This window comes from Citrobacter sp. Cpo100, assembly GCF_030332595.1.
Lineage (GTDB): Bacteria > Pseudomonadota > Gammaproteobacteria > Enterobacterales > Enterobacteriaceae > Citrobacter > Citrobacter portucalensis.
Genome location: NZ_JAOWHM010000037.1, coordinates 988,548 through 1,001,632 on the forward strand (window position 1 = coordinate 988,548; position 13,085 = coordinate 1,001,632).

Annotated in this window: 12 protein-coding genes; 3 read left to right on the forward strand and 9 right to left on the reverse strand. The window is 52.3% G+C overall.

Going from position 1 to position 13,085, the window contains the following annotated elements; genetic code table 11:
* Positions 1 to 43 precede the first annotated feature (43 nt).
* From acpP to yceD, 7 genes are all read right to left on the reverse strand, one after another.
* Complete coding sequence (gene acpP, locus OGX96_RS20445) at positions 44 to 280, reverse strand: acyl carrier protein (protein ID WP_000103754.1); 237 nt, start codon at positions 278 to 280, stop codon at positions 44 to 46.
* 154 nt (positions 281 to 434) lie between these two features.
* The gene (fabG, locus tag OGX96_RS20450) at positions 435 to 1,169 is read right to left on the reverse strand and encodes a 3-oxoacyl-ACP reductase FabG (protein WP_003036255.1); all 735 of its coding nucleotides are present in this window, start codon (positions 1,167 to 1,169) and stop codon (positions 435 to 437) included.
* A gap of 12 nt (positions 1,170 to 1,181) precedes the next feature.
* The gene (fabD, locus tag OGX96_RS20455; protein ID WP_003832182.1) at positions 1,182 to 2,111 is read right to left on the reverse strand and encodes an ACP S-malonyltransferase; all 930 of its coding nucleotides are present in this window, start codon (positions 2,109 to 2,111) and stop codon (positions 1,182 to 1,184) included.
* 15 nt (positions 2,112 to 2,126) lie between these two features.
* A complete protein-coding gene (fabH, locus tag OGX96_RS20460) occupies positions 2,127 to 3,080 on the reverse strand; it encodes a beta-ketoacyl-ACP synthase III (RefSeq protein WP_003832181.1) in 954 nt (317 codons plus the stop codon).
* A gap of 77 nt (positions 3,081 to 3,157) precedes the next feature.
* On the reverse strand, positions 3,158 to 4,237 hold the full coding sequence (plsX, locus tag OGX96_RS20465; protein ID WP_071846967.1) for a phosphate acyltransferase PlsX: 1,080 nt from the start codon (positions 4,235 to 4,237) through the stop codon (positions 3,158 to 3,160).
* A 123-nt stretch (positions 4,238 to 4,360) separates the two neighbouring features.
* A complete protein-coding gene (gene rpmF / locus OGX96_RS20470) occupies positions 4,361 to 4,534 on the reverse strand; it encodes a 50S ribosomal protein L32 (RefSeq protein ID WP_003036242.1) in 174 nt (57 codons plus the stop codon).
* Between the two features lie 16 nt (positions 4,535 to 4,550).
* Positions 4,551 to 5,072, reverse strand: a complete 522-nt coding sequence (gene yceD, locus OGX96_RS20475; protein WP_003036239.1) for a 23S rRNA accumulation protein YceD — start codon at positions 5,070 to 5,072, stop codon at positions 4,551 to 4,553.
* 197 nt (positions 5,073 to 5,269) lie between these two features.
* On the opposite strand from yceD, the gene OGX96_RS20480 reads away from it, so the two are divergent.
* On the forward strand, positions 5,270 to 5,854 hold the full coding sequence (locus OGX96_RS20480; RefSeq protein WP_198802001.1) for a Maf family protein: 585 nt from the start codon (positions 5,270 to 5,272) through the stop codon (positions 5,852 to 5,854).
* An 82-nt stretch (positions 5,855 to 5,936) separates the two neighbouring features.
* On the opposite strand, the gene rluC is transcribed toward OGX96_RS20480, so the two are convergent.
* On the reverse strand, positions 5,937 to 6,890 hold the full coding sequence (gene rluC, locus OGX96_RS20485) for a 23S rRNA pseudouridine(955/2504/2580) synthase RluC (protein ID WP_003036228.1): 954 nt from the start codon (positions 6,888 to 6,890) through the stop codon (positions 5,937 to 5,939).
* Positions 6,891 to 7,464: 574 nt separating this feature from the next.
* Between rluC and rne the strand changes: the two genes are divergently transcribed.
* A complete protein-coding gene (gene rne / locus OGX96_RS20490) occupies positions 7,465 to 10,728 on the forward strand; it encodes a ribonuclease E (protein ID WP_286584144.1) in 3,264 nt (1,087 codons plus the stop codon).
* A 40-nt stretch (positions 10,729 to 10,768) separates the two neighbouring features.
* Here the strand turns inward: rne and OGX96_RS20495 are convergent, their stop codons facing one another.
* Positions 10,769 to 11,794: a LysR family transcriptional regulator gene (locus OGX96_RS20495; protein ID WP_286584145.1), complete on the reverse strand. Its 1,026-nt coding sequence runs from the start codon at positions 11,792 to 11,794 to the stop codon at positions 10,769 to 10,771.
* A gap of 21 nt (positions 11,795 to 11,815) precedes the next feature.
* On the opposite strand from OGX96_RS20495, the gene OGX96_RS20500 reads away from it, so the two are divergent.
* Positions 11,816 to 13,015 (forward strand): MFS transporter, encoded by a 1,200-nt coding sequence (locus tag OGX96_RS20500; RefSeq protein ID WP_286584146.1) that lies wholly within the window; start codon positions 11,816 to 11,818, stop codon positions 13,013 to 13,015.
* The last annotated feature ends 70 nt before the right edge of the window (positions 13,016 to 13,085 follow it).

Consider the following 13,085-nt stretch of genomic DNA (forward strand, 5'->3'; position numbering starts at 1 on the left):
AGATAAAACTCAGGCGGTCGAATGACCGCCTGGAGATGTTCACTTACGCCTGGTGGCCGTTGATGTAATCAATGGCAGCCTGAACGGTAGTGATTTTCTCAGCTTCTTCGTCCGGAATCTCAGTATCAAACTCTTCTTCCAGAGCCATTACCAGCTCAACGGTGTCAAGAGAATCTGCGCCCAGGTCTTCAACGAAGGAAGCATTGTTGGTTACTTCTTCCTGCTTAACGCCCAGCTGTTCGCCGATAATTTTCTTAACGCGTTCTTCGATAGTGCTCATACTCTTAAATTTCCTATCAAAACTCGCTTTCGCGATGGTTTTCGTAGTGTATAAAATGTTGAAAAATTTGCAACTAAATCCCGGCAGGTCTTACCACGATTTTACGTTATTTTGAGGCCAAGACCTACAATAACGCAAATATTTTTCATCGTGGTTAAACCATGTACATCCCGCCGTTGACGTGCAAAGTCTCACCTGTGATGTAACTTGCTTCGTCAGAAGCTAAAAATGCAACCGCACTGGCGATTTCCTGAGCGCCACCGAGGCGACCCGCAGGAACCTGCGCCAGAATACCCGCACGCTGATCATCAGACAGCGCACGCGTCATGTCCGTTTCAATAAAGCCCGGAGCAACAACGTTTACAGTAATGCCACGAGACGCAACTTCGCGCGCCAGTGATTTACTGAAGCCGATCAGACCCGCTTTCGCCGCAGCGTAGTTAGCCTGACCCGCATTTCCCATGGTACCAACCACAGAACCGATAGTGATAATACGCCCATGACGCTTTTTCATCATAGCTCGCATTACCGCTTTTGACAGACGGAAAACAGATGACAGGTTGGTTTCGATGATATCGTTCCACTCGTCATCTTTCATGCGCATTAACAGGTTATCACGAGTAATCCCGGCATTATTGACCAGGATATCGACTTCACCAAATTCTGCGCGAATATTTTCCAGAACAGATTCGATAGATGCCGGATCGGTCACATTCAACATCAGACCTTTACCATTTGCACCTAAGTAATCGCTAATGGCCTGCGCGCCGCTTTCGCTGGTAGCAGTACCGATAACTTTCGCGCCACGGGCAACAAGTGTCTCAGCAATTGCGCGGCCAATGCCACGGCTTGCACCGGTAACCAGCGCGATTTTTCCTTCAAAACTCATGGTCTTCCTCTTTTATTGCTCTAGCGCCGCAGACAGTGCCGCCGGCTCATTCAGTGCCGAAGCAGTCAGGGTGTCAACAATACGTTTCGTCAGACCGGTCAGAACTTTACCCGGACCGACTTCATACAGGTGCTCTACGCCCTGGGATGCCATAAATTCAACGGTTTTAGTCCACTGAACCGGGCTATACAGCTGACGAACCAGCGCATCGCGAATTGCGTCTGCCGTGGTCTCGCACTTCACGTCGACGTTGTTCACAACCGGAACAGTCGGCGCGTTAAAGGTGATTTTCTGCAGCTCAACGGCCAGTTTCTCAGCGGCAGGCTTCATCAGCGCGCAGTGAGAAGGAACGCTGACCGGCAGCGGCAGCGCACGCTTAGCGCCCGCGGCTTTACAGGCAGCACCAGCACGTTCTACGGCTTCTTTATGCCCGGCAATAACCACCTGACCCGGTGAGTTAAAGTTTACCGGTGAAACCACCTGGCCTTCAGCAGACTCTTCGCACGCTTTAGCGATAGCGGCATCGTCCAGACCGATAATAGCAGACATGCCGCCAGTGCCTTCCGGAACCGCTTCCTGCATGAATTTGCCACGCAGTTCAACCAGACGTACGGCATCGGCAAAACCGATAACACCCGCACATACCAGAGCAGAATATTCGCCCAGGCTATGACCCGCCATCAGCGCAGGTGTTTTACCCCCCTGCTGCTGCCATACGCGATAAAGCGCAACGGATGCGGTCAACAGCGCGGGCTGCGTCTGCCAGGTTTTATTCAGTTCTTCAGCCGGACCTTGCTGAGTCAACGCCCACAGATCATAGCCCAGTGCAGCTGATGCTTCAGCAAATGTTTCTTCAACAATTGGGTAGTTTGCTGCCATTTCAGACAACATCCCAACGGTCTGGGAACCCTGCCCCGGAAACACAAATGCAAATTGCGTCATGTTTAAATCCTTATACTAGAAACGAACCAGCGCGGAGCCCCAGGTGAATCCACCCCCGAAGGCTTCAAGCAATATCAACTGCCCAGCTTTAATACGCCCGTCGCGGACGGCTTCGTCCAGCGCGCACGGTACGGAGGCAGCAGAGGTATTACCATGTCTGTCGAGCGTCACGACAACATTATCCATCGACATACCCAGCTTTTTAGCTGTCGCGCTGATAATGCGCAGGTTAGCCTGATGCGGCACCAGCCAGTCCAGCGCAGAACGGTCGAGATTATTGGCTTCCAGCGTTTCATCAACGATGTGCGCAAGCTCGGTCACCGCGACTTTAAATACTTCGTTACCCGCCATCGTCAGGTGGATCGGGTTTTCCGGGTTCACGCGATCGGCGTTAGGCAGCGTCAACAGTTCGCCGTAGCGACCGTCAGCGTGCAGATGCGTGGAGAGAATGCCTGGCTCTTCTGATGCGCTCAGTACAACCGCACCAGCCCCATCACCGAAAATGATGATCGTTCCGCGATCGGTTGGATCGCAGGTACGGGCCAGGACATCGGAGCCAACGACCAGAGCATGCTTAACTGCGCCAGATTTAACGTACTGGTCGGCAACGCTCAGGGCGTAAGTAAAGCCAGCACAAGCGGCTGCAACGTCAAACGCCGGACAGCCTTTGATCCCCAGCATACTTTGGATCTGGCACGCCGCGCTTGGAAATGCGTGAGTGGATGATGTGGTAGCAACCACAATCAGACCAATTTGTTCTTTGTCGATGCCCGCCATTTCAATCGCACGGTTTGCGGCGGCAAAGCCCATCGTCGCAACTGTTTCATTTGGCGCTGCAATATGGCGTTCACGGATACCTGTACGAGTGACGATCCACTCATCAGATGTCTCAACCATTTTTTCCAAATCGGCGTTAGTACGCACTTGTTCAGGCAGATAGCTGCCAGTACCAATAATCTTCGTATACATGTACGCTCAGTCACTTTTTGGTTATATACCGCTACGAGCAAATCGCTGATACGTTGGCCACATTCACAAACGCACCGTTATCTGTGTGCTCGTGATTTTGCGCTTTCGCCACCGTCCAGCAGTTCGAATCCAGCTGGGTATACAGATTCCAGGCGAGCGGCAATTCGCTGAGGAACTTGTCGCTGCACCGCCTGCACTGCCTGTTCAATCGCGACTTCAAATGCTCGCTGATTGGCCGCACCATGACTCTTAATCACCGTGCCGCGCAATCCTAACAGACAGGCGCCATTATACTGGTCGGGGTTGAGGTGACTAAATCGCCTTGTCAGGCTTTTTTGTAACCAACGTTTTAATAACAGAAGCCACCACGACCGTTTTTTGCCCTCACCCTGAGATTTCAGCAGTGAAAGGAACATTCTGACAACACCTTCCATCGTCTTTAATGTGACATTACCTGTAAAACCGTCACAGACCAACACATCGGTTTTGCCAGTCAGTAACTCATTGGCTTCAAGATAGCCGATATAATTAATGGAAGGGATTGTTTTTAGCACAGCTGAAGCATCTCGAATACTGTCGAGACCTTTCGTTTCTTCTTCGCCGATGTTGAGTAACGCTACGCGAGGATTGGCAATGCCAACAACCTCTTCTGCCAGCACGGAACCCATGACGGCAAATTGCACCAACATCGTGCTATCACAATCTACGTTGGCGCCCAAATCCAGCACCACCGTTTTGCCCTTTTGCTGATGGGGTAACACCGTCACCAACGCAGGACGCTCAATCCCCTCAAGAGGTTTGAGCAATAACTTCGCAAGTCCCATGAGTGCGCCCGTATTACCGGCGCTGACACAAGCTTGTGCCTGACCTTCTTTCACGAGCTCCAGGGCAACACGCATTGAGCTTCCACGACTGGCGCGAATAGCTTGCGAGGGCCGGGCATCACTGGCAATAACTGACTGAGCAGGGATAATCTGCAGACGCGAACGTTGTTCGAAGTCAGCTTTGGCAAGTAATGGCGTGATTGTATCGGGATCCCCGACTAAAAGAAGTGTGAGTTGCGAATTAGAATTCAGTGCCTGCAATGCTGCAGGCACTGTCACGGTAGGGCCAAAATCTCCCCCCATGACATCTAACGCCAGGGTTAGACGTGTCAAGGTATCGTCGCTGCCCGGTTAGGTGTTTCCCCAGTCACCCGGGGAAAGCCTCACTAAGCTTCATCACGCGTTCACTCTTTGTCTTTCTCACCAGAAGTGGGAAAGCCATTGAGTCATGCGTGATTACTTAGCGATTACCTTACGGCCACGGTAGAAACCGTCGGCAGTGATGTGGTGACGCAGGTGTTGTTCACCAGAAGTTTTGTCTACAGACAGGCTGGTGACTGCGGTCAGAGCGTCATGAGAACGACGCATGCCACGTTTGGAACGGGTTGGTTTATTCTGTTGTACGGCCATGGACCTTACTCCTCAATTACTTACGCTTTAAGCTGGCTAATACGGCAAATGGGTTTGGTTTTTGCGCTTCATCAGGCAATTCGCCAAAGACCATGTCCGCCTCGGACACTTCACAGTGTTCAGAATCATGCACCGGAACTACCGGCAAGGAGAGGATAATCTCATCTTCAACCATTGCAAGCAGATCGATTTCACCGAATTCGTTAACCTCAATCGGCTCATACGCTTCCGGGAGTGCTTCAGCCTGCTCGTCAGAACGGACAGGACTAAAACAATATGTTGTGTGAACATGAAGTGGGAACGGTTTCCCGCAACGCTGACATTCGAGCGTAACCGATACCTTCGCATCACCGGTTATAACGGCGAGACGCTGGTTATCGATAGCGAACGACATGGAGCATTCCACATCACTGTCCACACTGACTACAGAATCGGCGACGCGCTCAACCAGATCAGAAGTATAGATACCTTCATAATCGAGGCGTTTTTGAGCCGTACGAACCGGATCAAGAGTCAGGGGTAATTTTACCTTTTGCATAGGGCGCGCATATTAACTTTGTAACGTCATATAGTCAAAGAAAAAGGCAGCCTGTGGTTGCCTTTTGCCAATAATTCGCACACATTGCGGGTCATCGACTTAAAATCGCTCAAGACAAGCCACTACAGCCAGCTTGTAGGTCGAAGTCCATAGTTTAAAATGGCTCTCATCAATACGCTATATGCGAGGGAAAAAATATGCCTCAACTTATTCTTGCTTCTACCTCCCCCTGGCGTCGCGCTTTACTCGAAAAACTGGCAATCCCGTTTGAATGCGCTGCGCCAGAGGTTGATGAAACGCCGTTGCCCGGCGAGGCACCACGCCATTTAGTCTTGCGACTGGCGCAGAAAAAAGCGCAATCTCTCGCCCACCGTTACCCATCGCATCTGATTATTGGCTCCGATCAAATTTGTGTTCTTGATGGTGAAATAACAGGCAAACCATTAACTGAAGAAAATGCGCGCCAACAATTACTCAAAGCCCGTGGCAATATTGTGACGTTTTACACCGGACTGGCGCTGTATAATTCTGCGACCGGACATTTACAAACTGAAGTAGAACCTTTTGACGTCCATTTCCGTCATTTAAGCGAGGTGGAAATTGATGATTATCTGCGTAAAGAGCGCCCGCTCCATTGTGCAGGTAGTTTCAAAAGTGAAGGGTTAGGTATTGCACTCTTTGAACGCCTGGAGGGTCGTGACCCAAATACCCTGATCGGTTTGCCGCTTATCGCGTTGTGTCAAATGCTGCGGCGGGAAGAGATGAACCCGTTGAATGCCTGATTGATCTGCCTGATGGCGACGCGATGCGTCTTATCAGGCCTACGGTGCATCACACGGTTGTAGGCCTGATAAGCAACGCGCATCAGGCTTTACTGCGTAAAACCTCGAGGCAGCGCTTCAATTGCTTATCCATCGGCGCCTCAATACGCATCACTTCACCCGTTCCCGGATGGGTAAATTTCAACGCTGCGGCGTGCAGGAAAAGTCGATTCAACCCCGTATCCGCCAGTTGCTTATCGAACTCACGGTCACCGTAGCGATCGTCAAAAGCAATTGGATGACCGGCATACTGGGTATGCACACGAATCTGGTGCGTACGTCCGGTCACCGGGCTACAGCGCACAAGCGTGGCAAACGCATAGCGCTCTTCCACTTTAAAACGTGTTTCTGACGGTTTGCCTTCCTGGTTCACCCGTACGATACGCTCGCCGCTTTGCAGAATGTTCTTTAACAGCGGCGCCTGCACGGTTTTGACATGCGACTGCCATTGGCCTCGAACCAGCGCGAGATAGTCTTTCTGCATGCCTTTTTCACGCAGTTGTTCATGCAATGAACGCAAGGCTGAGCGTTTTTTGGCAACCAGCAGCACGCCAGAGGTATCCCGGTCGAGGCGATGCACCAGTTCAAGGAAACGCGCTTCCGGGCGCAGTGCTCGTAATCCTTCAATGACGCCAAAGCTTAACCCGCTTCCTCCATGTACGGCCGTACCTGAAGGTTTGTTAAGCACCAGAATGTGGTCATCTTCATATAAAATGACGTCGGTCAGCGCCGCGACCTTTTGCAGGTTCGGTGAAATGGCCTCTTCTTCACGTTCAGCGACACGCACAGGTGGAATACGCACAATATCCCCGTCTTCGAGTTTGTACTCGGGTTTAATGCGTTTTTTATTCACCCGCACTTCGCCTTTACGCAAAATGCGATAAATCATACTTTTCGGCACGCCCTTAAGCTGGGTGCGCAAAAAGTTATCGATGCGTTGCCCTGCTTCGTCGGCAGTAATGGCAACTGTTTTTACGGCTGGAGTCTCTGTTTTCATGGGGGCCGATTTTAAATAGCCATCAAGATTCGCGCCACACATTTTTCTATGCTTATATTAACTGCTATACCCTATTACTTAAGTTTGACATAGCCGATTTGGTGGTTATTAAAGCAATCACTACGCGGAAGTGAAAAAACTGTGAGTAACCGGGTGATAAATGGCAAAAGTCATCTTGCTATAACAAGGTTAGCAGTGGAATAATGAGGTTGTTTCCGTGTTGAATCTTGTTAAAACAAGAACTTTTCCGGAATGACCCAATTTTGCCCGACCGATCATCAACGCAGCAATGGCGTAAGACGTATTGATCTTTCAGGCAGTTAGCGGGCTGCGGGTTGCAGTCCTTACCGGTAATATGGAAGCTTTTCTGGAGAGTAACACCCAGACTGTTCCCCTGATAATTGCGCTGTGTTTCCGTATGAAATGCAGGCAACCGACACTCTGCGCCTCTTTGAGCTGACGATAACCGTGAGGTTGGCGACGCGAATAGACACGAGGCCATCGGTTCACACCCGGAAAGGCATTACTCTGCCCGCAGCTTAGTCGTCAATGTAAGAATAATGAGTAAGTTACGATGAAAAGAATGTTAATTAACGCAACTCAGCAGGAAGAGTTGCGTGTCGCCCTTGTAGATGGGCAACGTCTGTACGATCTGGATATCGAAAGTCCTGGACACGAACAGAAAAAAGCCAACATCTATAAAGGCAAAATTACCCGTATTGAACCGAGTCTGGAAGCTGCTTTTGTTGATTACGGCGCTGAACGTCACGGTTTCCTCCCGTTAAAAGAAATTGCCCGCGAATACTTCCCCGCTAACTACAACTCCCATGGTCGTCCCAACATTAAAGACGTGTTGCGCGAAGGTCAGGAAGTCATCGTTCAGATCGATAAAGAAGAACGCGGCAATAAAGGCGCTGCGCTGACTACCTTTATCAGCCTGGCGGGTAGTTATCTGGTTCTGATGCCGAACAACCCGCGCGCGGGCGGTATCTCCCGCCGCATTGAAGGCGACGACCGTACCGAATTAAAAGAAGCGCTGGCAAGCCTGGAACTGCCTGATGGCATGGGCCTTATCGTGCGTACCGCAGGGGTCGGCAAATCCGCCGAAGCGCTGCAGTGGGACCTGAGCTTCCGCCTGAAGCACTGGGAAGCGATTCAAAAAGCCGCTGACAGCCGCCCTGCTCCGTTCCTGATCCACCAGGAAAGCAACGTTATCGTTCGCGCTTTCCGAGACTACTTACGTCAGGACATCGGCGAAATCCTTATCGATAACCCGAAAGTGATGGAGATGGCGCGTCAGCACATCGCCGCACTGGGTCGTCCGGATTTCAGCAGCAAAATCAAACTGTACACCGGCGAAATCCCGCTGTTCAGCCACTATCAGATCGAGTCTCAGATTGAGTCCGCATTCCAGCGCGAAGTACGTCTGCCGTCCGGCGGCTCAATCGTTATTGACAGCACAGAGGCACTGACCGCTATCGATATCAACTCCGCACGCGCAACTCGCGGCGGCGACATCGAAGAAACAGCGTTCAACACTAACCTTGAAGCAGCCGATGAAATTGCCCGTCAGCTGCGTCTTCGCGACCTCGGCGGTCTGATTGTAATCGACTTCATTGATATGACGCCGGTTCGCCACCAGCGCGCGGTTGAAAACCGTCTGCGCGAGGCCGTACGCCAGGACAGAGCGCGTATTCAGATCAGCCATATTTCTCGCTTCGGTCTGCTGGAGATGTCTCGTCAGCGTCTGAGCCCGTCTCTGGGTGAATCCAGCCATCACGTGTGCCCGCGCTGCTCCGGCACCGGTACCGTACGTGATAACGAATCACTGTCGCTGTCTATTCTGCGTCTGATCGAAGAAGAAGCACTGAAAGAAAATACGCAAGAAGTTCACGCTATTGTTCCTGTGCCAATCGCCTCTTACCTGCTTAACGAAAAACGTACCGCGGTTAATGCTATCGAAACGCGTCAGAATGGCGTGCGCTGTGTGATCGTGCCAAACGATCAGATGGAAACCCCGCACTATTCTGTGCTGCGCGTACGCAAGGGGGAAGAAACACCGACCCTGAGCTACCTGCTGCCGAAACTGCATGAAGAGGCAATGGCATTACCGACGGAAGAAGAGTACGTCGAGCGTAAACAGCCTGAGCAACCGGCGCTGGCCACCTTCGCCATGCCAGACGTTCCGCCAGCCCCTGCTCTGCAGGAACCTGCCGCGAAAGCCGCCGCGCCTAAAGCTGCAGCAGCAACCGCAGCCGTTGCCGCACAGCCCGGTTTGATTAGCCGTTTCTTTGGCGCACTGAAGTCCATCTTCGGTGGTAGCGAAGAAGTGAAACCGGTTGAACAACCTGCGCCGAAAGCTGAAGAGAAAACCGAACGCCAGCAGGATCGTCGTAAACCGCGTCAGAACAATCGTCGCGACCGTAACGATCGTCGTGATAACCGTGATAATCGCGGTGACCGTGACAACCGTAGCGAACGTTCAGAAAACGGCGAAAACCGTGAAGATAACCGCCGTAACCGTCGTCAGTCCCAGCAGCAAAATGCGGAAGCTCGCGATAACCGCCAGCAAACCACTGATGTTGTAGACAAAGCGAAATCCGGTGATGAACAGCAGGCGCCGCGTCGCGAACGTAACCGCCGTCGTAACGATGACAAGCGTCAGGCTCAGCAGGAAGTTAAAGAGCTGAACCAGGCAGAACAACCTGTGCAGGATACCGAGCAGGAAGAGCGCGTACGTCAGCCTCAAACCCGCCGCAAACAGCGTCAGTTGACTCAGAAAGTTCGTTTCACAGACAGTCCGGCGCTTGAAGCCGAAGTGGCTACTGTTGCTGCAATCGCTGAAACTGCTGTTGCTCAACCAACAGAGCAGCCGGTACCGGCACAGCGCACCGAACTGGCGAAAGTTGATCTGCCAGCCGTCGTTGCGACTGAGCAGGAAGACAACAGCGAAGCTCGTGACTCCAACGGTATGCCGCGTCGTTCTCGCCGCTCTCCTCGCCATCTGCGCGTCAGTGGACAGCGTCGTCGTCGTTACCGTGACGAGCGTTATCCGGTTCAGTCGCCGATGCCGTTAACGGTCGCCTGCGCATCTCCTGAATTAGCGTCCGGTAAGGTTTGGATCCGCTACCCTGTTGCACGTCCTCAGGATCAGCAGGTTGAAGAACAGCGCGAACAGGAAATGATCCAGCAGCAAGCTGCACCTGTCGCCGTAGAACCTCAGGTTGCTGCCGCTGCCGTTGAACACATTGTGGATACCCCTGCGCCGGTTGAAGCCGTGCAACCAGAGGTTGTCGTAGCTGAGCCTCAGGCCGCCGTTGTTGAAACCACACAGGTTGAAACCACGCATCCGGAAGTGATTGCGACCCCGGTCGAGGAACAACCGCAAATTATCGCTGCATCTGATGCGCCCGTAGCAGAAGAAATCGCCGCTGAAGCCGAACCTGTGGCTGACGTTGTGACTGCACCGGTTGCCGAAGAGCCTGCAGAGGTTGTTATTCCCCAGCCAGAAGTGGTTGAAGAGATTACTGAGGTTGTGGAAACAGCGCCAGTTGTTGAAGAGGTTGCAGCGCCGAAAGACGTTGTTGCCGCGCCTGTCGTCGAAACTGAAGTCGTTAAGGCTGAAGTTGTCGCAGCCAGCGCTGATGCTGAACACCTGCACAGCCATGCAACCGCGCCAATGACCCGCGCTCCGGCACCGGAATATGTGCCAGAAGCGCCGCGTCATAGCGACTGGCAGCGTCCGGCATTCGCCTTTGAAGGCAAAGGTGCCGCAGGTGGACACAGCGCAACGCATCAAGCGACTGCGCCAGCAACACGTCCACAGCCTGTTGAGTAAGCCATAATCAATATCAAAGCCGGCCCTCGGGTCGGCTTTTTTATATCTGATCTACACCTTTCATCCCCGTCAGCTGCGGCATAACATCCTTCATTAGGGCCAGAAACTTGCGTAAGCGGGTCGGATAGTAACGCGCCCACGGATAAACCAAATGTACAGGCAACGGCGCCGCATGCCACTCAGGTAGCAACGCAACCAGACGTCCATTGGCAATATCCTCCGCCACCATCCAGCTTGAAACAATTGTCACTCCCAACCCCGCCAGCGCGGCATTTCTTGCGACATAAATACTGTCTGTGCTTAATCTGGGTGAAATATTCAGCGTGACTGGCTCATTACGCAATTGGTGCAACAACGAAACGCTATGCTGATAAAACGTGTTCACTGCAATCCAGGGCAGCGCTGATAACTGCTCAGGATGAGAAAGCTCGCCATATTGCTCCAGCAGTCCTGGACTCACCACCATACTACGGGGAACTTCAGCCAGTAAGACGGAAACCGTGGCCGGATCCACCTCAGCACCAACCCTGATCGCGCAATCAATATTATCGCTCAGAAAATCAACGGTTTTATCGTTGAGCATCCACTCTACTGCCAACTGGGGATAGCGCGAAAGAAACTGCAAAAGCGGCTCAAGTAGTTGTTGTTGCCCGAACGCATGCGGTGCGCGGACTCGCAACGTCCCCACCGGTTCATCTTCTGTGATATTAAGTCCATCTTCCAGCGCCAGCCAGGCATCAATAATCTTCTTAGCATGCTGATAGCCTCTTTCACCATCGTCGGTCAATTTCATCGCATGCGTGGTACGCATAAGCAGTTTCACACCCAGCAGCGTTTCCAGCGATTGCAGCCGTCGGCTAACGGTCGCCTGCGTCGTCCCTATCTGTTTTGCCGCTGCCGAAAGCGATCCTGCTTCGACAATACGTACAAACGTACGCATCAGCTCCACCCTGTCTATACGCTCATTTTTTATCATTTTCAGTTTCATCATACGTCTGACGTATAACTGTTTTACCACTGCGCTCGCTACCGCGCCACTCGCTGAAGGATAAAAATAGCCGCACATCCTGTGATTGAGGAATCATTTGTGAACACACATACCGCACTTTCCCGTTGGGTCATTTTTGTTCTGGCAATGGGCACCGGATTCAGCGTGGCCGCTATCTACTACGCCCAGCCTCTTCTGCCTTTAATGGGTCAGGATCTGGCCTTAAGTCTCACCGGTATGGGGTTGGTCCCGACGCTGACCCAGGCGGGATATGCGTTAGGTATATTGTTTTTATTGCCATTAGGCGATCGTTATGACCGCCGGACATTAATCCTGCTGAAAAGCATCTCTCTTGCCGCGCTGCTGCTGGCCTGTAGCTTTACCGGTCAGTTGCATTCGCTATTACTGGTGAGCCTGCTGATGGGAATGGCGGCAACCATGGCACAAGATATTGTGCCTGCGGCGGCAATACTGGCACCCGAAGGCAAGCAGGGAAAAACGGTGGGCACGGTGATGACGGGCCTTCTGCTGGGGATTTTACTCTCACGTACCGTCAGTGGACTGGTGGGCGAAGCGTTTGGCTGGCGCGAGATGTACCAACTCGCTGCCGTCAGCATTGCCGTAATTACCGCGATTATGTGGAAAGTACTGCCTCGCTTTACGGTCCATTCCACGTTGAGTTATCCATCATTAATGCTCTCAATGGCGCAACTTTGGCAACGATATTCCACCTTGCGCCGCGCAGCACTGGCACAAGGCTTTCTGTCCATTGCTTTTAGCGCCTTCTGGTCTACGCTGGCGGTAATGTTATCTGAGCATTACCACATGGGTAGCGCTATAGCGGGTGCTTTTGGTATCGCGGGGGCAGCCGGAGCGCTTGCCGCACCGATGGCAGGCCATCTTGCCGATAAAGTGGGTGCGGCAAAAGTGGCGCAATTGGGTGCTTTGCTGGTAACGGTATCTTTCGCACTGATGTTTTTGTTACCCGCCCTGCCCGTTCAGGGGCAGTGGCTGCTCATCGCCCTTTCGGCTGTAGGTTTTGATCTCGGATTGCAATCCAGCCTGGTTGCCCACCAGAATCTGGTCTATAGCCTGGAACCTCTGGCACGAGGACGATTGAACGCTCTGCTGTTTACGATGGTGTTTATCGGTATGTCGCTGGGTTCGGTTCTCGGAAGTCAGGTCTACGCCCTGGCCAATTGGGAAGGTGTCGTTGCGTTGGCTACCTTCAGCAGTGCAATTGCGTTGGTCATAAGACTGACGGGGAACCCGTCGCTTAGTAAGACGTCGGTTGCCTAAAAAAATGCCCGCTCCGGGGTGTTAAAGGAGCGAGCAGACAAACATACCCAGTTTCAAGATATGTTTCAAA